We start from the raw sequence: 20,710 nt of genomic DNA on the forward strand, positions 1-20,710 counted from the left end.
ATGAGTACCGCAGTGTCCGAAGCGGTTCGGGAAACCGCGGAGTTGGCGGCGGACCAACTCGTCATCACCGGCTGGACGGCCGTCTCCCCGTTCGGCGTCGACCGTGCCGCCTTCACCGCCGGGCTGCGCGCCCGTGAGGCCACCGCCGCCCCCGCGGACGGCGTGGCGGGCGCTCTGCCGTCGCCCGAGGCCTGCCTCGTGCCGGGCTTCGACATCCGCGAGCTGCTGGGCAAGAAGGGCACGGCCAAGCTCGACCGGCTCTCCGCGCTCGTCATGGTCGCCTCCGACCAGCTCCTGCGCGACGCCGACGGCGAGCGCGCGGTGGAGACCGACGACAGGACCGGCGTCGTCGTCGGCATCTCCATGGGCAGCCTGGAGACCATCACCGACGGCATGCGCCAGTCGCTGACCAACGCCAGGCCCTTCTACGTCGACGCCGGCAAGATCCCGGTGGGGACGCTCAACCACGCGGCGGGGGCCGCCGCCATCCGCCACGACCTCAAGGGCCCCAACACCACCCTGGGCGGCGGCCGGGTCAGCGGGCTGCTCGCCCTCAACTACGCCCGCAAGCTCATCGGGCAGGGCCGCGCCACGAAGTACCTGTGCGGCAGCGCCGAGGAGTTCAGCGCCGCGCACGCCTGGCTCGAACACGTCTCGGTGGAACAGGGCGAAACGACGCCGCTGCTCGGTGAGGGCTGCGGCCTGCTCCTGGTCGAGCCCGCGGGCAGCGCGCAGGGCGAGCCCGTCGCGGCCGTCCTCGCCGTGGAGTCGCGCATCGACATCGACGACGACCCGGCGGCCGCCGTCACCGCCTGCGTCGAGCAGGCCCTCGACCGCGCCGGGGTGCGCGCCGACGACGTCTGGGCGGCGTGCCCGTCGGCCGCGCCGGGCAGGGCGGGCCGCGCCGAGAGCGCCGCCGTCGCCTCCCTCGTGCCGGCCGCGGCCCTCGACCGGGTGCCGTCCATGGCGCTGCTCGGCGACACCTCGGCCGCAGCCGCCTCGCTCCAGATCGCCGCGGTGCTCGCCGTGGCGGAGGGCGACGCGGAGTCGGCGGGGCGCGTCGCGCTCGTCACCGCGGTGGACCGGGACGGCGCGGTCGCCTGCGCCGTGCTGCGGCTCCTCGGCGCCACGGACCAGGGCGGCGCCGCGTGATCGCGCTCGTCAGCGGGGGCTCCCGCGGCATCGGCAAGGCCGTCGTCCAGCGCCTCGCCGAGGACGGCCACGACGTCGCCTTCTGCTACCACTCCAACCAGGACGCCGCCGAGCAGCTGGCCAAGGAGGCCGCCGAGCACGGCACGCGGATCATCGCCACGCGGTGCGACGTCGCCGACGGCGAGGCCGTGCGCTCCTGGTACACGGCGACCGAGCGCGAACTCGGCCCCGTCGACGTGGTGGTCACCTCCGCGGGCATCACCCGCGACCGGCCGCTCGTGCTCATGCGGGACGAGGACTGGCACGCGGTGCTCCGCACCAACCTCGACGGCGTCTACAACGTGTGCCGCGCCGCCGCGTTCTCCATGAGCAAGCGCAGGTCGGGCGCCATCGTCAACCTGTCGTCGGTGACGGGCATCTCCGGCAACGTCGGCCAGGCCAACTACGCCGCCACCAAGGCCGGGATCATCGGCTTCACCAAGACGCTGGCCAAGGAGCTCGGCCCGCGCGGGGTGCGGGCCAACGCGGTCGCGCCGGGCCTCATCGACACCGACATGGTCGGCGGCATGCAGGAAGCGGCCGTCACGCGGCTATTGAAGAACGTGCCGCTCGGCCGGTTCGGCCGCCCCGAGGAGGTGGCCGACCTGGTGGCCTTCCTCGCCTCGGAGCGCGCCGCGTACATCACGGGTTCCGTCTTCGAGATCCACGGCGGCATCACCGTCTGACACGGCGGGTCACCGTCTGAGAGGGACGCGCACCTGATGGGGGTTTCAGTGGGAACAAGCCGCACGGCCGGGGCGTCGGCGGGCGGTCCGGCCGGCCGGGGCCACGACTACGACGCCATCGTCGTCGGCAGCGGGATCGGCGGCCTCGTCAGCGGCGGCTATCTCGCCGCCGACGGGCGCCGCGTCCTCGTCCTCGAACAGCACGACATCGCGGGCGGCAACGCACACGTCTTCCGCAGGCGCCGCAAGTACGAGTTCGACGTCGGCACGCACTACCTGGGCGACTGCGGCCCCGACGGCCTCATCCCCGCGGTCCTCTCCGGCCTCGGCATCCGCGACCGGGTGACGTTCCGGCCGATGGACAACGAGGGCGGCTTCGACCGGGTCGTCACGCCCACCACCACGGTGGACGTGCCCGCGGGGTGGGACAACTACCGCGAACGGCTCAAGCAGGCGCTGCCCGACGAGGCGGCGGGCATCGACGAGTTCATCGACCTCGCCAAGGGCGTCACGGCGATGAGCAGGGCCGGCCTGCTCGGCGAGCCCATGGTGCACCTGTTCCGCAGGTCGCCGCAGACGATGCGCTGGAGCCGCCGCACCCTCGGCCAGGCCCTCGACCACTGCGGGCTCTCCCGCAGGGCCCGCACGGTCCTCGCCGCGCAGTCCGGCAACTACGGCGCGATGCCGGACGAGATCGGCTTCGCCGAGCACGTCAACATCATGGACCACTACCTGCGGGGCGCGTACTACCCCGAGGGCGGCGGCCAGGCCCTCGTCGCCGCCTTCGTGGAGGCACTGGAGGCGTACGGCGGGGAGCTGCGCACGCGCTGCGAGGTGCGGCGCATCCTCATCGAGGACGGCCGGGCCCGCGGCGTCGAACTCGGCACCGGCGAGCGGATCATGGCGCCGCTGGTCATCTCCAACGCCGACTACCGGCGCACCGTGCTCGACCTGTGCGGGGGCACGGACGCCTTCCCGGAGGAGCTGGTCACCCAGACCCGCGAGGCGACGATGCGGGGCGCGGTCGTCGCCGTGTACGTGGCGCTCGACACCGAGCTGCCGGGACTGCCCAACGCCAACATCTGGTGGCACGACAGCGACGACATGGAGGGCTCGCACGCGGCGATGAAGCGCGGCGAGTTCGAGAGGATCTCCCAGCTCGCCTTCTCCTTCGCCTCCCTGAAGGACGCGGGGGCCCCCAACGTCTGCCCGCCGGGCCACAGCAACTTCCAGCTCATGACGGGCTGCCCGCCCGGCTATGAGTTCTGGGGCGCAGAGAAGAGCCCCGTGGACGGCGAGCGCTACCGGCGCAACCCCGGCTACCTCGCGCGCAAGCAGCAGATGCAGGAGATGATCCTGGACGCCGCGGAGAAGGTCATCGGCCCCTTCCGTGACCGCATCACCCACGTGGAGACGGCGACCCCGCTCACCAACGAGCGCTACATCCGCGCGAGTGGCGGCACCCCGTACGGCATGTGCCGCTGGGGCGCGGTCGGCCAGCGCCCCGACGTGCGCACCGGCGTGGAGGGCCTGTACGTCGTCGGGCAGTCCGTCCGCTACGGCAGCGGAGTCGGCGGCGTCGCCACCGGCGGCATCGCCTGCGCCTCGCACATCCTCGGCCGCGGCCTGCTGGCGGAGGTGTTCGACGGGACGGTCCTCGGCGACGCCGGGCTGCTGCCCGAGCGGGCGGACGGCTGGGACCCGCTGATGGTGTCGCGCGGCAGGTCACGGCAGCGGGCCAAGGGCCTCGCCCGCATCGGCTGACGTAACCCTCAAGAACCTCAAGGAGCAGCGTGTCCATGAACAAAACGGTGCCGCCGTTCTCGGTGATCTCCGGCGCACAGGTGCAGCAGGCGCTCGGCGGACGCGAGAACGAGGTGATCGACGCCGTCGCGGCCGCCTACCGGCTGCACGGGCGGGGCGAGACGGTCAACCCCGACTCGTACTTCCTGCGCTTCCCCGACCGTCCGTCGTCGCGCATCATCGCGCTGCCCGCGTCGGTCAAGGGCGACGTCGGCGTGCACGGCATCAAGTGGATCTCCAGCTTCCCGGAGAACGTGGCGGCCGGCATCCCGCGCGCCTCGGCCGTCCTCATCCTCAACGACGCCGAGACCGGGTACCCCTTCGCGTGCCTGGAGAGCTCCATCATCAGCGCCGCCCGCACGGCGGCGTCGGCGGCCCTCGCGGCGCGCACGTTCAGCGAGCAGCGCGGCACGCGCCCGCGCCGCGTCGGTTTCTTCGGCGTCGGCCTCATCGCCCGCTATCTGCACACCTACCTGGCGCGCGGCGGTTTCGCGTTCGACGAGATCGGCGTGCACGACCTGTCGGCGGAGCACGCGGACGGCTTCAAGGGCTACCTGGAGCGCAGCCAGGAGGAGGCGGGCGGCCCCGCGTCCCGTGTCACCGTGTACGACAAGGCCGAGGAGCTGATCACCTCCAGCGACCTGGTCGTCTTCGCCACGGTGGCCGGTGAGCCGCACGTCACCGACCCGGCGTGGTTCGCGCACAACCCGCTGGTGTTGCACGTCTCGCTGCGCGACCTCTCCCCGGAGATCGTCCTGGACTCCTGGAACGCGGTCGACGACATCGAGCACTGCATGAAGGCGAACACCTCGCCGCACCTGGCGGAACAGCGGGTGGGCCACCGCGACTTCGTGGCGGGCACGCTGTTCGACGCCCTGGAGGGACGGATCTCGGCGCCCGCCGACCGGCCGGTGGTCTTCTCGCCGTTCGGCCTCGGGGTGCTCGACATGGCGGTCGCCAAGTACGTGTACGACCAGGTGGCCGAGGCCGACCAGCTGCACACCGTCCCGGACTTCTTCCACGAGCTGAAGCGGTACGGCTGAGCGGTGACTGCCGGGCGGCCCGCGGACGCCCGGCAGTTGTGAGGATCGTGTCAGGGCGGCGGCCCCGAGCGGCCTCGCCGCCCGGCCCGCCGCGGTCCGTGCCTATCCTCGACCCCATGTGCGCTGCTGTCCTGGTCGCGGAGGACGACGAGAAACAGGCCGAGCTGGTCCGCCGCTACCTGGAGCGCGAGGGCCACTCGGTCGCCGTCGTCCATGACGGGATCGCCGCCCTGCGTGCGGTGCGGAACCAGCCGCCGGACCTGCTGATCCTCGATGTGATGATGCCGGGCACGGACGGGCTGACCGTCACGCGGACGCTGCGGAACGGCGACGGGCCGCCGGAGCTGACACAGCTGCCGATCCTGATGCTGACCGCCCGCTCCACGGAGGACGACCTCCTGACCGGCCTTGACCTCGGCGCCGACGACTACCTCACCAAGCCGTACAGCCCCCGCGAGCTGATGGCCCGCGTGCGGACGCTGCTGCGCCGCGCGTGCGGCATCCACCCGCAGCCCGGCCCCGCCCCGCAGGTGCTGCGGGCGGGGGACCTGGTGGTCGACCCGCTGCGCCACGAGGTGACGGTCGAGGGCCGGCCGGTCGACTGCACGCCGGGGGAGTTCGACCTCCTGACCGCCATGGCGGGCGACCCGGACCGCGTCTTCACCCGCCCCCAGCTCCTGGACCGCATCCACGGCTCGTCGGGGTACATATCGGCCCGCACGGTCGACGTGCACGTCCTCAACCTCCGCAAGAAGATCGAACGGGACCCGCGCCACCCGACCCGGCTGCTCACGATCTTCGGGGTGGGCTACAAGCTGACGTCGGCGTCGTCCGCGGCGTCCACGGAGGCGGCCCCTCCGGCCGGGGACCCGGTACACCGTGGCGCGTGACATCCCCCTGCGGCGCAGCCTGCTCGCCCGGCTGCTCGCCGTCTCCGTGCTCGTGTCCGTGGGGTCCATCGCCGCCACCACCTGGCTCGCCGCGCAGACCACGTCCGGCGCGCTCCGGCAGGAGCAGGGCCAGGTGCTCGCCGACGACGCCCGCATCTACGACCGGCTCCTCGGCGTCGGGGCCGACGCCCCCGAGTGGCGCGGGGCCGACGAGGCCGTGCGCGAGCTGTCCCGGCGCACCGGGCGCCGCATCGCCCTCACCACGCAGGACCGCAAGGTCATCACGGACTCCGCGGCTCCCGCGAAGCACACCCCGCTGCCCCCGAACGCCTCCGCCGTCCTCGACCCGCTCGCCGTGGACACCACGCTGACCCCGGGCCGTTCGGGCGAGGACACCGCCGCCGACCGCATCGACCCGCGCGCGGTCGGCCCCTACCGCCTCACCCGGGCCGAGCGCGCCGGCCTGAAGGCCGCGGCCGAACGCAGCGCGGCCTGCCTGAGAGAGATCGGGATGAGCCCCGAGGTCGTCACCGCCCCCGGCGGCCGCCCCTCCGTCCGCATCGGCGACGACCCCACGGCGGTCACCCGGATGCGCTGCGGCGACCCGCTGCTCGACATGCCCACCGAGACCGAACGCAAGGCCCTCAAGAAGCTCGACGCCGTCGCGGGGGCCTGCATGGAGCGCGGCGGCCTCCAGCACATCCCCGTCGGCCTCGACCTGAGCGGACGGTCGGGCCCGAAGCCGGTCGGGGCGGTGCCCACGTACGCCTCGTACGTGCTCCCGGTGGACCCGGTCCCGGGGGACCCGGCGACCGCGGACACCCCCACGACGCCCGAGGCCTCCGAGTCCCCGGAGACCTCCGGGTCCGGCGAGGCCTCCGAGGCGGAGCGCCGGGGCCCCGAGCCCTCCACGACCCCCGACCCCTTCGCCTCTCGCACCGCCGACGACGCCGCCCGCGAGGCCTGTGTCGACAGCGCCCGGCGCGAACAGCTCGGTCCCTACGTCTCCTCGCCCGCCCTGCTCTTCATCACCAGCCCGGACGGCTCCCGCGGCGAACCGGGGTTCAGCCTCTCCCGGGACAACACCGCCCGCCTCGCCGGGCTCGCCGCGGCCGTCCTCGCCGTCACGGTCGCCGTCACCGCGTTCGCCGCGACCCGGCTGACCCGGCCGCTGCGCGCGCTGACCACCGCGACGCGGCGCATGAAGGCGGGCGAACCCGACCCCGTCCCCACCACGGCCACCCGCTCGGCCGGCGAGATCAGCCAACTGGCGGCCGCCTTCAACGACATGGCGGCCCACCGCAAGGCCCTGGAGGAGCAGCGCAAGGCCATGGTGAGCGACGTCGCGCACGAGCTGCGCACCCCGCTCTCCAACATCAGGGGCTGGCTGGAGGCCGCCGAGGACGGCGTCGTCGAGACCGACCCCGAACTGGTCACCTCCCTCCTCGAAGAGGCCCTGCTGCTCCAGCACATCGTCGACGACCTCCAGGACCTCGCGGCGGCCGACGCGGGCACCCTGCGGCTGCACAAGGAGCCCGTGCGGGCCGCCGACATCGCCGAGCAGGTCGCGGCGGCGCACCAGGCCCGCGCGGACGCGGCGGGGGTGCGGCTCAGGGCCACCGCGCTCGGCGACCCGCGGCTGACGGCCGACCCGCTGCGGCTGCGGCAGGCGGTCGGCAACCTCGTCTCCAACGCGGTCCGCCACACTCCCGAGGGCGGCAGCGTCCGCATCACCTGCCGGGCCACGTCCGACGCCGTCCTGATCGAGGTCGCCGACACCGGCACCGGCATCGACCCCGCCGATCTGCCGCACGTCTTCGACCGCTTCTGGCGCGCGGACAAGTCCCGCACCCGCGCTACGGGCGGCAGCGGACTCGGCCTGTCGATCGTGCGGAAACTGGTGGAGGCGCACGACGGCACGGTGACGGCGGACAGCGTGCCGGGCAAGGGCTCGCAGTTCACGGTACGGCTGCCGGCGGGGTAGGCCCCGACCCGGCGGGGCGTGCGGGCAGGACAAGGGCCCCGGTCGTTCACCTCCGCCGACCGGGGCTCTTACCGCCCCCGGACCCGACCGCGGCGGCGACACTCCCCGAGCTACGCGCCGTGCGCGATACCGGCGGGTCAGGTCCGATGCGGCGATCGGATCGGGCCGCGCCGGCAGATCGCCGACACGTGGCCGGGCCGAGGCCCGCGACGAAGCGGCGTACGAGCAGTGGACGGCGGCGCTGCGCGCCCTGGACGGCACGGACAGCGCGGTCCGACGAACTGAGGGCCCTGTTCTCCCACCCCGCCTGGCCGCACCCCACCCGGCCCGCGACGCCGGTCACTTCGCGTCCGCGTAGCACTCCACCACCGCCGTGGTGAAAGGGAACCGGACCGGCGTCTCGCCGAAGGTTATGCGCCCCGCCAGGTCGCCCGCCTCCCGCACCGCCGCCGCGACGGCCGCCGCCTCCTCGGCCGGGCAGTGCACGATGACCTCGTCGTGCTGGAAGAAGACCAGCTCGGCCCGCATCCCGCCCTCGGACATCGCCCGCCGCAGCGCGGCCAGCATCAGCAGGGCCCAGTCCGCCGCACTGCCCTGCACGACGAAGTTCCGCGTGAACCGGCCCCGCGCGCGGGCGTTGGTGGAGGCATACCCCGGGGTGAACTCCCCGTCGCCGGACGCCGATCCGTCCGGTTCCTCCTGGGGGATGCCCGCCTCGTCGTCCTCCCCGGCCCCCGCCGCGGGCGGACTCGTCCGGCCGAGCCAGGTCCTCACGAGCCGCCCCTCCTCGCCCGCCTTCGCGGCGTCGTCGACATACGCCACGGCGGCCGGGAAGCGGCGGCGCAGCGCGGCGAGGTTCTTCAGGCCGTCCCCCGAGGTCTGCCCGTACACCGCGCCGAGCAGCGCGATCTTCGCGTGCTCGCGGTCGCCGGAGAAGGCGCGGTCGGAGAGCCGGGCGTACAGGTCGTCCGCGCTGCCCGCCACCTCCATCAGGCCCCGGTCACGGGAGATCGCGGCGAGGACCCTGGGCTCCATCTGGTCGGCGTCGGCGACCACGAGCCGCCAGCCGGGGTCGGCGACGACGGCCCTGCGGATCACCTTGGGGATCTGGAGGGCGCCGCCGCCGTTGGTCGTCCAGCGTCCGCTGACCGAGCCGCCCGGCGTGAACCCGGGCCGGAAGCGGCCTTCGTGCACCCAGGCCTGGAGCCAGCTCCAGCCGTGGGCCGTCCAGATGCGGTACAGCTTCTTGTACTCGATGAGGGGCTTCACCGCCGGGTGGTCGACCTTCTCCAGCTCCCAGCGCCGCGTCGACCGCACCCTCACCCCGGCCCGCGCGAACGCCTTCACCACGTCCGCGGCGAGGTCGGGGCGGACGCGGTGGCCGAAGGCGGCCGACACCTCGTCGGCCAGCTCGGCGAGGCGGCGCGGCTCGCCACCGCCCGCGTACCGCTCGCCGAGCAGGTCGTGCAGCAGGTCGCGGTGGACGTCGGCGCGCCAGGGCAGCCCCGAGGCGTTCATCTCGGCGGCCACGAGCATGCCGGCCGACTCCGAGGCGGTGAGCAGGCGCATGCGCCCCGGCCGGTCGGTGGCGCCGTGTCGTCGCTGCTGATCGGCGTACACCTCGACCAGCTCGGTGAGGGACACGTCGGCGCCGCCGGGGCGTGGCTCGAAGAGGGAGTCCTGCGTGCCGGGCTCGGCGGCGCGCGGCGGCGGATCGGGCGGCACGGGGGCGTCGCGCAGCCGGGCGAGGGCCGCCGCGGCGGACCGGGGCTCGCCGAGCCGTCCCGCGTGGCCGAGGAGCAGCAGCTCGGCGGCCTCCACGTCATAGCACCGCTCGACGCGGACCCCGGCGGCCAGCAGCCGCGGATACAGCGCGGGCGTGGACCGCCACACCCACCGCTCCACATCGGGCCGCCGCCGCACGGCTTCGACGAGGTCGCTCTCGCGCCGCGCCTCTCCCGCGGGCAGCCCGTCGGCCCCCAGCGGGACCAGCTCGGCCCCACCCCCCTCACCAGCGACGATCCCCCATCGGCCACTCATGCTCCCGAGTCTCGCACCCGGCACTGACAACACGGCCTACGCGCGGCGCCGCGCAAGGGCCGCCCCCACGGCCACCACCGCACAGCCCCCCACGCAGACCCCCACCTCGGCCCACGGCACCGCCACCCCCACGGGCGCCGACAGGGACGCCAGTCCCGCCGCGAGGCCCGCGAGGCCGACGGCCGTCACCGCGAGGCCGAGCAGCGCGCCCGCGGCCACCGCCACCAGCGCCTCGCCGGCGAGGACGAGCCGGACCTGCCGCCGCGTGGCTCCGGCGAGCCGCAGGGAACGCAGCTCCGCGTCCCGCACGGAACCGGCCATCAGCAGCGTGCTCGCCAGCGAGATCGCCGTGTAGAGGAGCGAGATGCCCAGGAGCATCAGCAGGCCGAGCCGGGTCCGGGCCTCGATGTGGGGATGGTTCTCCGCGAGCCACCGCTCCGCCGTGCGCACCTCGCCGCCCGCTCGGGCGAGGGCCGCGGCGGCGCGCGGGGCGTCCGCGCCCGCCGCCAGCCGCACGTCGACCCGGTCCACCCCGGCCGCGGGGGCGTTCGCCGAGGTCACATAGGCCCCGTTGTCGCCGGTGCCGCGCGCGAGGACCGCCGCGACGCGGAGCCTGGCGCGCCGCCCGTCGCCCAGCCAGACGTCGACGTGCTCGCCGACCCGCCGCTTCTCCCACTCCTCGTTGACGACGATCGACCGGTCGTCGAGGTTGCGCACGTCGCCCGCCACGACCGGCAGCCGTGACGTCGCCGCGAGCGCCGCGGGGTCGCGCACCGCCCGCGCGTCGGACCGGACGAGCGCCGACCCCTCCTCGCGTACGAACACGGCGGTCGCGGCGGACGCGGAGACGGCCGCCGCGCCGGGCACCTCGCGGCGGTCGAGCGGACGCAGGCCGTCCCCGGCGGCGACGAGGTCGAAGGCCACCTGCTCCCGCGCCTCGGCGGCCTTCGCCCCGCTCACGGTCTGCGCCGAGCCGAGCAGGCTGCCCGCGAGGGCGACGGTCACCAGGACGGGCGCGGCGACGGCGGCGGTGCGGCGCACGGACGCGGCGGAGTTCTCGCGGACCAGGAGCCCGACGGCGCCCGGCAGCCGGAAGGCGCGGACGACGGGGCGCACGAGGAGCGGCGCGAACGCGGCGGCGGCGGTGACCAGGAGCATCGGCTGGGTCGTGTACGTCTTGCGTTTGAGCAGCGCGGACGGATCGGTGGCCAGCGTGTGGAGGAGCAGCCCGAGCCCGCAGGCGAGCAGGGCGGCCCCGACGATCCGCCGGCTCCACGGCATGACGCCGCTGTCCACGGAGGCGTCGCGCATCGCCTCGGCCGCCGGGACGCGCCCGGCGCGGCGCGCGGCGGCCCAGGCTCCGGCGAGGGCCACGAGGAGCCCCGTCCAGAAGGCGAGCTGGAAGGGCCAGGTGAGCCAGGCGCCGGACGTGAGGGCGGCCGAGGCTCCGGTGACCGCGAACCAGGGCGGCGCCACCTCGGCGCCGACCAGTGCGTCGGCGAGCAGCGACCCGCCCCGCGCCCCGAGGGCGCACCCGGCCGCGGAGGCGGCGACGCCCACCGTGAGCGCCTCGCCGATGAGCTGCCTGCGCACCTGCCCCGGTGTGGCGCCCGCCATCCGCAGCAGCCCGAACTCCCGCCGCCGCAGCGCCACGACGAACGCGAACGTCGACGCCGTGACGAACACCGACACGAACGCGGCCACTCCGCCCGCCGTGCCGAGGAAGGCGTTGACGGCGACCAGCGCCTCGGCGTCGCGCGCCGCGCCGGGGTCGGCGAGCCGCCGGTCGGCGCCGGTCAGGACGCGCGCCCGCCCGTCGACGACGGCACGGACGTCACGCGCCGGGGCGTCGACGCCGACGGCGTCCCGCTCCCGCCCGTCGAACCGCAGAGGCCCGAGGCGCCGCAGTTCGCGCAGGAGTCCGGTGTCCACAGGGTGTGGATGAGCGAGCGGCTTGGAGACGTGGCCGACACCGGAGCCGCGCCGGACGGGCACGGTCAGCGTGTCGCGCCCCATGACGACGACGTCCGACGCCGCGAACCGCTCGGGTTCGCGTACGGGAGCGCGCAGGCTCGCGTCGAGCCCGAGCCCCATGGAGGCGATGAGGCCCACGCCGAGCGCGACGGCGACGAAGGCGCCGAGCAGGCTGGTCCAGCGGGCGCGCAGGGAGGCGAGGAAGATCATCACGCGGTCACCTCGGCGTTGGCAGCGGTGCGGGTGGCGATGCCGGCGCCGGCAGCGGTGCCGGAGTCGGTGGTGTCGGCGGCCCGCGCCCCCGCGCCCCCGCGCAACGCCCCGCTCTCCAGCTCCGCCATCCGCTCGGCCACCGCCCCCGCCCCCGGCGCGTGCAGCTCGCTCGCCACCAGGCCGTCCACCAGGAACACCACGCGGTCCGCGTACGAGGCGGCCACCGGGTCGTGCGTGACCATCACCGTCGTCTGCCCCTCCCCGTCCACCAGACCCCGAAGCAGCGCGAGGACCTGCCGGCTCGTGCCCGTGTCCAGCGCCCCGGTCGGCTCGTCGCCGAAGAGGACCGCGGGGTGGCTGACCAGGGCCCGCGCGAGGGCCACCCGCTGCTGCTGGCCGCCCGACAGTTCGCCGGGGCGGTGCCGGGCCCGGTCGGCGAGCCCCACCCGGGCGAGCGCGTCGCGGACCTCCGTGCGCGAGGGGCGGCGGCCCGCGAGCCGCAGCGGCAGCGCGACGTTCTGGGCGGCGGTCAGGGAGGGGATGAGGTTGAAGGCCTGGAAGACGAAGCCGATGAGGTCCCTGCGCAGCAGCGTGAGCCGCCGCTCGCTCAGCCCCGTCAGCTCGGTCCCGCCCACCTCGACGGAGCCGGACGTCGGCCGGTCGAGCCCGGCGGCGCACTGCAGGAGCGTGGACTTCCCCGACCCCGAGGGGCCCATGACCGCGACGAAGGTCCCGGCGCGCACGGCGAGGTCGACACCCGCGAGGGCGGCCACCTCCTGACGTGCGGCGTCGCGGTAGAGGCGGCGGACGGCGGTGAGCCGCACGGCGGTCGGGGATGCGCCCGGGGCGCGGGTCTTGTCCATGCCTGGAGTCAACCGCCGCCCGCGCCCCCGCACACGACCACTGGTGGGCGTCATGGGGGTAGGGCCGGCCCTACCCTTGACCCATGGATTCGGTGATCGACAAGGCGTTCGCGGCGGCGCTGTACGGCGACGGCGACGACGGCCTCGACACCGGAGCCTCCTTCCTCGCGGCGGCCCCCGAGGCCGACGCCGAGCTGCGCCGCAGGGGCGAGGAGTACCTGACGCGCGCCTGGCGGCACGGCTGGCAGCCCGCCGACGTCCTGCGCCTCGTACGCCGCGACCTCGACGAACCGCACGCGGGCCTGGCCGCCGCGCTGATCCGCACCGAGACCCGGCGCTACGCCCATCTGCCGCCCCGCTGGGCCGCGCAGCTCGCCGACCTCGCGCCCGCCGAGGACGCCCCGTCCCGCGACCGCTTCTCCCGCGCCACCACCCACCTGGAGCTCTACCGCCTGCTCCTGCGGCTGCCGCCGGTCGAACCGGTCGGGCCGCCGCCGGGCGAGACCGTGCCGGGCCCGGCCGAGGGCGAGCCGCGCACGCTGACCCGTGTCCGCGCCCTGCTCGCCAAGGCCGAGGCGACCGGCTACCCGCAGGAGGCGGAGGCGCTCACCGCCAAGGCGCAGGAGCTGATGGCGCGCCACTCCCTCGACGAGGCCCTGCTCGCCGCCCGCACCCACGCCAGGGACACCCCGGGGGCCTGCCGGATCGGCGTGGACGCCCCGTACGAGACGGCCAAGGCGATCCTGCTGGACGCCGTGGCGTCGGCCAACCACTGCCGCGCGGTGTGGAACGAGGCGTACGGCTTCTCCACGGTCGTCGGCTTCGAGGCGGACCTGGAGGCGGTGGAGCTCCTGCACACCTCCCTCCTGGTCCAGGGCACGGCGGCGATGACCAAGGCGGAGGCGGCCCAGCGCGCCGGAGGCCGCAAGCGCACCAGGACCTTCCGGCAGACCTTCCTCCTCGCCTTCGCCCACCGCATGGGCGACCGCCTGGCCGAGGCGGGCGACCACGCGGTCACCGAGGCGGTGGAGACCACCGCGGAGACACGGAACTCACTGCTCCCGGCCCTCGCCGCCCGGGACGTGGCCGTCACGGACCGCGCGCAGCGCATGTTCCCCGAGACGACCGCGACCCGGGTGCGGGGCGCGACGGACGCCGAGGGCTGGACCCACGGCACGGCGGCGGCCGACCGGGCACGCGTAGGGGGCGGGGAACGGCCCCGCCTCCCGTGACGCCCCGAGGGCGGCCCCACCCGGCGACCCTCTGCCCGGTATGCCCCGTATGATCACAGAGTGACCTGGCTGAGCGCGCTGAAGGAGACAGCCCGCACGGGCCTGACGGTGGAGCGCAAGCGCCTGGAACCCCTCGTGGCCGCGCGGGGCGCCGCGGGCCTGGCCCTGGTCATCGGCCTGAGCCTCACCCTCTTCGGCCCCGCGGTGGCCGCAAGCTCCGCCTTCGGCGCGTTCCAGGCGGCCATCGCCACGTTCCAGCGGAGCTGGCGCCCCCGCCCGGAACTGGCCCTGGCCTCCGGCACGAGCCTCGCGGTGTCCACCTTCCTCGGCTACCTCACCGGCTCCCACCTGCTCCTCTTCCTCGCCCTGCTCAGCCTGTGGACCTTCCTGTCGGGCCTGAGCTGGGCCGCGGGCCCGACGGTCGGCATCATCGCGTCGTCCAACGTCGCGATCATGCTGGTGACGGTCACCCTGCCGACCTCCGTGGCGGAGGCCGCGGGCCACGCGGCGATGATGATCGTCGGCGGCTGCGTGCAGGCGGCGCTGGTGGTCCTCTTCCCCGTACGCAGATGGGGCGCCCACCGCGACGCCCTCGCCGACGCCCTGGCGGCCGAGGCGGACTACGCCCGCAGGCTCCGCCACGACCCCGTGGCCCCCTTCGACCCCGAGCCCCTGATGGCGGCGCGCGACGCGGCGAGGATCACCCCGCGCCAGGCCCGCAGCCGCCCGGCGGAACTGCGGGGCTCGCGGGGCGTGGCCGAGCGCATCCGCCCCGTCCTCGCCAGCCTGGCGGACCCCGCGGTGGGCGTCCCGGACGAGGGCAGGGAGCGCGACCGCGTACGGGAGATCCTCGCGGCGGCCGGCACGGTCCTCGACGCGGCGGCCCGCGCGATCCGCCACGGCGAACCGGTCCGCGTCGCCCCCGCGGCCCTGGCCGCCCTGAAGACCCCCGACACCGGCGCGATCCTCACCGGCCCCGCCCACCGCGCCTCCGCCCGCCTGGCGGCGCTGCTGCGCGACGTGCTGGAGACGGCGGGCGGCGCGCGGACGGAGGAGGCCCGGCTGACGGGCGGGCCTGCCGACCCCCTGCTGCGCCCCACCTTCCCCGCCCTGGTCCCCTCGGGCCTGCGCGCCATGCGGGCCGCCCTGCGCCACGAGTCGCCCATCGCCCGGCACGCCATCCGCGTCACGGCGGTGGCCGCCGCGGGTTACCTCCTCGGCACCTGGCTCCCCTTCGGCCACGGCTACTGGGCGCCCATGGCCGCGGTCATGGTGCTGCGCCCCGACTTCTCCCAGACGTACTCCCGCGCGGTGGCCCGCTTCGGCGGCACCCTGGTCGGCGTGGCGCTCGCCACGGGCCTGGTCCAGCTCGCCCACCCCGGCACGGCCCTGTCCGCGGCGGTGGCGGTGGTCTGCGCCGGGTTGATGTACCTGCTGATGCGGACGGGACAGGTGGCGGCGCAGGCCTGCGTGTCCGCGTACGTCGTGTTCCTCCTGGGCATGGGCGGCCAGCAGTGGACCCAGACGGTGCCCGAGCGGGTGATCCTGACCCTGCTCGGCGGCGTCCTCGCGATGATCGCGTACGCGCTGTACCCGGCCTGGGAAACCCCGCGGCTGCGCACCCGCCTCGCGGACTGGCTGATCGAGGACGGTCGCTACGCGGCGGCGGTCGTCGACCACTACGCGGACCCCGGGGGCGGCGAGAGCCCCGACGTCCGCGAGGCGCTGCTCGCCGCCAGGGACGCGCGCGTCGCCTGGCAGGAGGCGTCGGACCGGGCGAAGAACGAGCCGGTGCGCCACCGCGGCCTGTCGCGCGCCACGGCGGCGGACGCGGAGGAGTGCCTGGCGCAGCTGGGCCGAGTGGCCATGCTGATGGAGGCCCACCTGCCGGACCGCGACGCGACCCCCGTGCCGGCGGCGGCCCGCCTGGCCGACGCGCTGCGCAAGGCGACGGAGCAGGGCGCGAAGGCGGTACGCGAACGCCGCGTGCCCGAGTGGGACGCGGTCCGCACGGCCCTCGCGGAGTGGGACGGCGAGGGGGTCCCCGACCGCGTGGTCCGCAGGGGCGCGGGCCTGCTGCTCGAAGCCCTGGAGGACCTCTCCGAGGCCCTGGACACGACACCGCCCCCGATGCTGGTGGACGGCACCTCGGCCCGCACCGGACCGGACGGACGGCCGGAGGACCCGAAGGACCCGAAGGACCCCCCGCCGACCGGACCCGGCGCCGACCGGAGCTAGGGCCTGGCGTCGGGGTCTGCCCGGCGTCGCGGGGTCCGGCACGCACTCCTCCACGCCTGAACGGCGCGGGGGGACCGCCATCGGCGTTGTCGTCGGGTGCCGACTCCCCCGAGTTCTCGGCTCCGCTCGAACAGGGCGCCCCCAACGCGTCGCCGCCCTCCTCCGCCTCGCGGCCGCACGCACCGGACCCCGCTCGGACCCGGCCGAAAAGGCGCCGCCCCTCCAGCCGACCTGATCCGAACGACAGGCTCTAGCCCTGCGAAGGCATCCCGGACGGCACGCCCGTCGGCAGCCCCTCGGGCAACTTCCCGCCTTCCGTCTTCAGGAACTCGTCCGTGCCGGCGCCGCTCCAGGAGACCTTCAGCGTCCTGGCGTCGACGGACACGACCCGCCCCTTCGTACGGCCGGAATCGCCCTTCGGGCACGACAGGTCGATCGTGCGGGGGCCCGCGGCGCCGTCGCACAGCACGTTCTCGCCGACCAGCGTCGCCGACCTCTCGTGGATGACGAGGGCGAGCGGCTTGCCGTCGGCGGTCGTGACCCACGAGCCCTCGACGCTCCCGCCCTTGGCGCCCGACCCGGAGCCGGAGCCGGAGCCCGAGCCCGATCCGGAGCCGCCCGTGGACCCGTCGTCCCCGGAGGAGCCGGACCCGTCGGACCCGCCGGAGGACGACGAGCCGCGGTGCTTCTTGCCGCCCCCGCCCCCGTCACCGCCGCACCCGGCCACGGCGAGCACCGCGACCAGGCCGGCCACAGCCGCTCCGAACCGAACTCCACGGACACGCGTGCGCACGTGAGGTCCCCCTGGTATCACGCCGTCGGACGCCGGGCCCCGCCCGGCGAAATCGCGCGCCAAGCTACCAGGAGGACTTCCGCACCCCGGGCAGGAATCCGGCGTGCGCCTGCCGGCGCAGCGAGATCCTGGACAGGCCGAAGGCCCCCACGTAGCCGCGCGGACGGCCGTCGACGCTGTCCCGGTTCCGCACCCGCGTGGCGCTGGCGTCACGCGGCTGGCGCGTCAACTCCCGCCGCGCTGCCTCCCGTTCGGCGTCCGGGGTGCCGGGCCGGCGGATGATCTCCTTCAGCTCGGCGCGCCGCGCGGCGTACCGCGCCACGATCTCGCGGCGTCGCTCGTTCTTCGCGATCTTGCTCTTCTTGGCCATCGTTTCCTCTCCCGGTCCTTCTCGGAGTCCTTCTCAGACCTTCACGCCGCGGGCACGGATCCTGGCGACCGCGGCCTCGACGCCGATGCGGTCGACCGTCTTGATCCCCTTCGCGGCGAGCCGCAGCCGCACGTAGCGGCCCTCGCTCGGCAGCCAGTACCGCTTGCGCTGGACGTTCGGGTCGAAGCGGCGGGGGGAGCGCCGGTGGGAGTGGGAGATCCGGTTGCCGAAGCCGGGTTCGGTCCCGGTGAGCTGACAGTGGGCGGACATGGTGACGCACCTCTCGGTCGTGGCGGTGGCCCCGCTATTGAAAACGGGAGTCGTTTTCATATACTACCCACATGCCCCGCAACGAACTCCGCCCCGTCATCAAGCTCCGGTCCACGGCCGGAACGGGCTACACGTATGTGACCCGCAAGAACCGCCGCAACGACCCCGACCGCCTCACGCTGCGCAAGTACGACCCGAGGGCCGGACGCCACGTCGACTTCCGAGAGGAGCGCTGACCGCCATGCGCAAGGACATCCACCCGCCCTACGGCCCCGTCGTCTTCCGCGACAAGGCCGCGGGCTACGCCTTCCTCACCCGCTCCACCGCGACCAGCGCCAAGACGGTCGAGTGGGAGGACGGGCGCACCTACCCCGTCATCGACGTCGAGGTCTCGTCCGCGAGCCACCCCTTCTACACGGGCAACGCCCGCGTGATGGACACCGCGGGCCGCGTCGAGCGCTTCGAGCGGCGCTTCGGCAAGCGCTGATGGGCCACATGAACGTCGTGATCGTCGGCGGCCTCCACGCGGACGCCCGCAAGGAGGCCGTCGGCCGCCTCCTCGCCGCCGCGCGGGGCGGGGTGGCCCTGCACCACGACCTCTCGACCGCCGTGCGGGGCACCGTCGTGCGCACCGTGCGCGACGCAACGGGCGTGCTCTCCACCGGCGAGACCCCGCTCGTCGACGACTGCGCCTGCTGCGCGCTGCGCGAGGACCTGGTGCCCGAGCTGCGGCGCCTCGCGGACGCCGGGCTGACCCGCCTCGCCGTCGTCGAGCTGTGGGACTCGGTCGAGCCCAAGGCCATGGCCGAGGTGATCGCCGCGCACGCCGGTGACGGCATCGTGCTCAGCGGCGTGCTCACCGCCGTGGACCCGGCGCTGCTCCTGCCCTGCCTGGGCAACGGCGACGACCTCCTGGACGCCGGGCTCGCCGCCGCCCCCGACGACCGGCGCACGGTCGCCGACACCTGGGCGCGCCAGCTCGAATACGCGCCCGTGCTCGCGGTCGCCGACTCCGCCGAGGCCGACGACGAGGACCGCGCGCTGCTCGCCCAGCTCCACCCGACCGCCCGGCAGGTCGTCATCGGAAAGGGCGACCTCCTCGCCGCCGCGCTCGCGGGCTTCGACGTGGAGGCCGCCGCCGCGGCACAGCACCCCGCCTGCGCGCTGCTGCCGGCGGAGGCCGACGCGTGCGGGGTCTCCACCCTCGTATGGCACAGGGAGCGGCCGTTCCACCCGGAGCGGCTGTATCAGGCCCTGGAGGACCTGACGTGCGCGGCGGCCCGCAGCCGGGGGCGGTTCTGGCTGGCCGACCGGCCGGACGCCCTGCTCGGCTGGGACGCCGCCGGCGGCGCGCTCTGCGTCGAGAGCGCGGGGCCGTGGCTGGCCTCGCTGCCGGACGCCGCGTGGGAGCTCGTCCCGCCGGTGCGCCGCGCCGCCGCCGCGCTCGACTGGCACCCGGAGCACGGCGACTGCTGCAACCACCTGGTCTTCACCTCGCCCGGTCTGGACCGCGAGGGGCTGGAAGAGGTCCTGGAGGCATGCCTGCTGACCGATGAGGAGTACGCCGCCGGGCGCGACGCCTGGAAAAACCTGCCGCCCGCCTTCGACTCCCTCCTGGAGGTCTGACCGTGCCGCCCCGCAAGTCCGCCGCCCGCCCGCAGAAGCCGCGCCCCAATCCGCTGGACGCCGCGGGCATCACGTATATCGACTACAAGGACACCGATCTGCTCAGGAAGTTCATCTCCGACCGGGGGAAGATCCGCTCCCGCCGGGTCACAAGGGTGACCGTGCGGCAGCAGCGGCAGATCGCCGCGGCCGTCAAGAACGCACGGGAGATGGCCCTTCTCCCCTACGGCACCACCCGCTGACCGCAATAACGCCTCTTGCGCGCACCGCGCCGTTGTTTTCCGTCTCTCATGCGGAACACAAACGGCGCGGTGCGCGTCTTTTCATAGAGGCCCACGCCGGCGCGTGGCCTGTAACCAAGGCAACACCCCGCGTGCACGTGCATCTGCCCATGCATCTGCATGTGAACACAGCTATGATCCGGGACAGTTGACTACTGCATCTAGAGGCCATACAGCCACAGCACCACCGGGGAGCGATCTGTGCACCACGCATTCAATGGCATGGCGGCCACGGAGCTTCACGGGGTGGTCTGGCAGAAGAGCAGGCACAGCAACTCACAGGGCTCCTGCGTGGAGTTCGCGAAGCTGCCCGGCGGTGATGTCGCCGTGCGGAACTCGCGCTTCCCCGACGGCCCCGCGCTCGTCTACACGCGCGCCGAGATAGAGGCGATGCTGCTCGGCATGAAGGACGGGGAGTTCGACCACCTGGTCGGCGGTTGAGCCTCTGAACGGCGGCCCGGACCGGCGAACGACGCCCGGACCGCCCGGTCGCCCCGGCCCGGGGGAAACCCCGGCGGCCTCAGCCCAGGCGGAAGAGGGCCCAGACCACCTTGCCGCGCGTCGCGCCGGCCAGCGGGTGCCAGCCCCAGCCGTCGCTGAAGGAGTCCACGAGGAACAGGCCCCGCCCGGACTCCGCCGAGAAGTCGTCGTCGGCGTCGCGCGCGACCGGGCTCTCGTCGCTGGGGTCGCGCACCGCGCACACCAGACGTGACGCCCAGCGCATCAGGTGCAGCCGCACGGAGGGGTCCTGGCGCTCGCGCGGGGCGTCGGCCGGCAGCGCGTGCCGCAGCGCGTTGGTGACGAGTTCGGAGACGACGAGTGCCACGTCGTCGAAGCGGTCCTCCAGATCCCACTGCCCGAGCGTCGTACGGGTGAACTTCCGTGCGCTGCCCACCGCTTCGTAGCGGGCGGGGAGGGCGACGGAGGCCGTATCGGAGACCGCCGAGGGGTCGAGTGGGGGAAGCCCCTGCCTTAACGGCTCGAGCATGGTCGATCCATTCGTCCCCATGCGAGGCACTCCCCGGTTTCGCGGTCATAGCGATGGAGCGGTGGCGCGGTCGGTCGCCGATGGTGCGGTCGGTACAGCGGTGGCGCGCGGACCATGGTTCCGAATGCGCAGGGCAGATGCAAGGGCAGATGCACGTGCACGCGCCGGACTTGATGGGTCCCGTGCCCCTTCGGCCCATTTCTCCTGTCGACTTCTTGTGGAGAC

Annotated in this window: 20 protein-coding genes; 13 read left to right on the forward strand and 7 right to left on the reverse strand. The window is 74.8% G+C overall.

Annotation, left to right across the window (positions count from 1 at the left end):
• The 6 genes from DCW30_RS12115 to DCW30_RS12140 all read left to right on the forward strand — a co-directional run bounded on the left by DCW30_RS12115 (position 1) and on the right by DCW30_RS12140 (position 7,597).
• Positions 1 to 1,152 carry a beta-ketoacyl synthase N-terminal-like domain-containing protein gene (locus DCW30_RS12115; RefSeq protein ID WP_076685139.1) on the forward strand — a complete coding sequence of 384 codons (1,152 nt, stop codon included), beginning with the start codon at positions 1 to 3 and terminating at the stop codon, positions 1,150 to 1,152.
• A complete protein-coding gene (fabG, locus tag DCW30_RS12120) occupies positions 1,149 to 1,877 on the forward strand; it encodes a 3-oxoacyl-[acyl-carrier-protein] reductase (protein WP_076685138.1) in 729 nt (242 codons plus the stop codon). The genes DCW30_RS12115 and fabG overlap by 4 nt, the downstream gene beginning before the upstream one ends.
• A 48-nt stretch (positions 1,878 to 1,925) precedes the next feature.
• Positions 1,926 to 3,641, forward strand: coding sequence for a phytoene desaturase family protein (locus tag DCW30_RS12125; protein ID WP_237283396.1), 1,716 nt, complete (start codon positions 1,926 to 1,928; stop codon positions 3,639 to 3,641).
• 35 nt (positions 3,642 to 3,676) lie between these two features.
• Entirely contained in the window at positions 3,677 to 4,723 is a 1,047-nt protein-coding gene (gene sbnB, locus DCW30_RS12130) for a 2,3-diaminopropionate biosynthesis protein SbnB (protein ID WP_076685136.1), read from the forward strand.
• A 116-nt stretch (positions 4,724 to 4,839) separates the two neighbouring features.
• Positions 4,840 to 5,613, forward strand: coding sequence for a response regulator transcription factor (locus tag DCW30_RS12135; RefSeq protein WP_103557439.1), 774 nt, complete (start codon positions 4,840 to 4,842; stop codon positions 5,611 to 5,613).
• Positions 5,603 to 7,597, forward strand: a complete 1,995-nt coding sequence (locus DCW30_RS12140) for a HAMP domain-containing sensor histidine kinase (RefSeq protein ID WP_076685135.1) — start codon at positions 5,603 to 5,605, stop codon at positions 7,595 to 7,597. The genes DCW30_RS12135 and DCW30_RS12140 overlap by 11 nt, the downstream gene beginning before the upstream one ends.
• A 339-nt stretch (positions 7,598 to 7,936) precedes the next feature.
• On the opposite strand, the gene DCW30_RS12145 is transcribed toward DCW30_RS12140, so the two are convergent.
• From DCW30_RS12145 to DCW30_RS12155, 3 genes are read right to left on the reverse strand one after another with little or no spacing between them, the layout of a single operon-like run.
• Positions 7,937 to 9,637: a bifunctional 3'-5' exonuclease/DNA polymerase gene (locus DCW30_RS12145; RefSeq protein WP_076685134.1), complete on the reverse strand. Its 1,701-nt coding sequence runs from the start codon at positions 9,635 to 9,637 to the stop codon at positions 7,937 to 7,939.
• A gap of 36 nt (positions 9,638 to 9,673) precedes the next feature.
• On the reverse strand, positions 9,674 to 11,821 hold the full coding sequence (locus DCW30_RS12150; protein ID WP_076685133.1) for an ABC transporter permease: 2,148 nt from the start codon (positions 11,819 to 11,821) through the stop codon (positions 9,674 to 9,676).
• A complete protein-coding gene (locus DCW30_RS12155) occupies positions 11,821 to 12,687 on the reverse strand; it encodes an ABC transporter ATP-binding protein (RefSeq protein ID WP_076685132.1) in 867 nt (288 codons plus the stop codon). The genes DCW30_RS12150 and DCW30_RS12155 overlap by 1 nt, the downstream gene beginning before the upstream one ends.
• A gap of 83 nt (positions 12,688 to 12,770) precedes the next feature.
• Here DCW30_RS12155 and DCW30_RS12160 point away from each other — a divergent pair, with 83 nt between their 5' ends.
• Both DCW30_RS12160 and DCW30_RS12165 read left to right on the forward strand, forming a co-directional pair.
• Complete coding sequence (locus DCW30_RS12160; RefSeq protein ID WP_076685131.1) at positions 12,771 to 13,919, forward strand: DUF2786 domain-containing protein; 1,149 nt, start codon at positions 12,771 to 12,773, stop codon at positions 13,917 to 13,919.
• A 60-nt stretch (positions 13,920 to 13,979) separates the two neighbouring features.
• Entirely contained in the window at positions 13,980 to 16,157 is a 2,178-nt protein-coding gene (locus DCW30_RS12165; RefSeq protein WP_076685130.1) for an FUSC family protein, read from the forward strand.
• Between the two features lie 250 nt (positions 16,158 to 16,407).
• Here the strand turns inward: DCW30_RS12165 and DCW30_RS12170 are convergent, their stop codons facing one another.
• From DCW30_RS12170 to rpmB, 3 genes are all read right to left on the reverse strand, one after another.
• A complete protein-coding gene (locus DCW30_RS12170) occupies positions 16,408 to 16,911 on the reverse strand; it encodes a hypothetical protein (RefSeq protein ID WP_076685129.1) in 504 nt (167 codons plus the stop codon).
• Positions 16,912 to 17,014: 103 nt separating this feature from the next.
• Positions 17,015 to 17,320 (reverse strand): 30S ribosomal protein S14, encoded by a 306-nt coding sequence (gene rpsN, locus DCW30_RS12175; protein ID WP_076685128.1) that lies wholly within the window; start codon positions 17,318 to 17,320, stop codon positions 17,015 to 17,017.
• Between the two features lie 33 nt (positions 17,321 to 17,353).
• Positions 17,354 to 17,590 carry a 50S ribosomal protein L28 gene (rpmB, locus tag DCW30_RS12180; protein WP_076685127.1) on the reverse strand — a complete coding sequence of 79 codons (237 nt, stop codon included), beginning with the start codon at positions 17,588 to 17,590 and terminating at the stop codon, positions 17,354 to 17,356.
• A gap of 71 nt (positions 17,591 to 17,661) precedes the next feature.
• Between rpmB and rpmG the strand changes: the two genes are divergently transcribed.
• The 5 genes from rpmG (at position 17,662) to DCW30_RS12205 (ending at position 19,938) form a co-directional block, all read left to right on the forward strand.
• Positions 17,662 to 17,826 (forward strand): 50S ribosomal protein L33, encoded by a 165-nt coding sequence (rpmG, locus tag DCW30_RS12185; protein ID WP_076685126.1) that lies wholly within the window; start codon positions 17,662 to 17,664, stop codon positions 17,824 to 17,826.
• Positions 17,827 to 17,831: 5 nt separating this feature from the next.
• Positions 17,832 to 18,077 carry a type B 50S ribosomal protein L31 gene (locus tag DCW30_RS12190; RefSeq protein ID WP_062771522.1) on the forward strand — a complete coding sequence of 82 codons (246 nt, stop codon included), beginning with the start codon at positions 17,832 to 17,834 and terminating at the stop codon, positions 18,075 to 18,077.
• Between the two features lie 8 nt (positions 18,078 to 18,085).
• Positions 18,086 to 19,216 (forward strand): CobW family GTP-binding protein, encoded by a 1,131-nt coding sequence (locus DCW30_RS12195; protein WP_079250373.1) that lies wholly within the window; start codon positions 18,086 to 18,088, stop codon positions 19,214 to 19,216.
• A gap of 2 nt (positions 19,217 to 19,218) precedes the next feature.
• Positions 19,219 to 19,458: a 30S ribosomal protein S18 gene (gene rpsR, locus DCW30_RS12200; protein ID WP_062771524.1), complete on the forward strand. Its 240-nt coding sequence runs from the start codon at positions 19,219 to 19,221 to the stop codon at positions 19,456 to 19,458.
• 261 nt (positions 19,459 to 19,719) lie between these two features.
• On the forward strand, positions 19,720 to 19,938 hold the full coding sequence (locus DCW30_RS12205) for a DUF397 domain-containing protein (RefSeq protein WP_062771526.1): 219 nt from the start codon (positions 19,720 to 19,722) through the stop codon (positions 19,936 to 19,938).
• A gap of 79 nt (positions 19,939 to 20,017) precedes the next feature.
• Here the strand turns inward: DCW30_RS12205 and DCW30_RS12210 are convergent, their stop codons facing one another.
• Positions 20,018 to 20,506 carry an ATP-binding protein gene (locus tag DCW30_RS12210; RefSeq protein ID WP_076685125.1) on the reverse strand — a complete coding sequence of 163 codons (489 nt, stop codon included), beginning with the start codon at positions 20,504 to 20,506 and terminating at the stop codon, positions 20,018 to 20,020.
• Positions 20,507 to 20,710: the final 204 nt, after the last annotated feature.

Source organism: Streptomyces alfalfae (assembly GCF_004127445.1).
Classification (GTDB): domain Bacteria; phylum Actinomycetota; class Actinomycetes; order Streptomycetales; family Streptomycetaceae; genus Streptomyces; species Streptomyces alfalfae.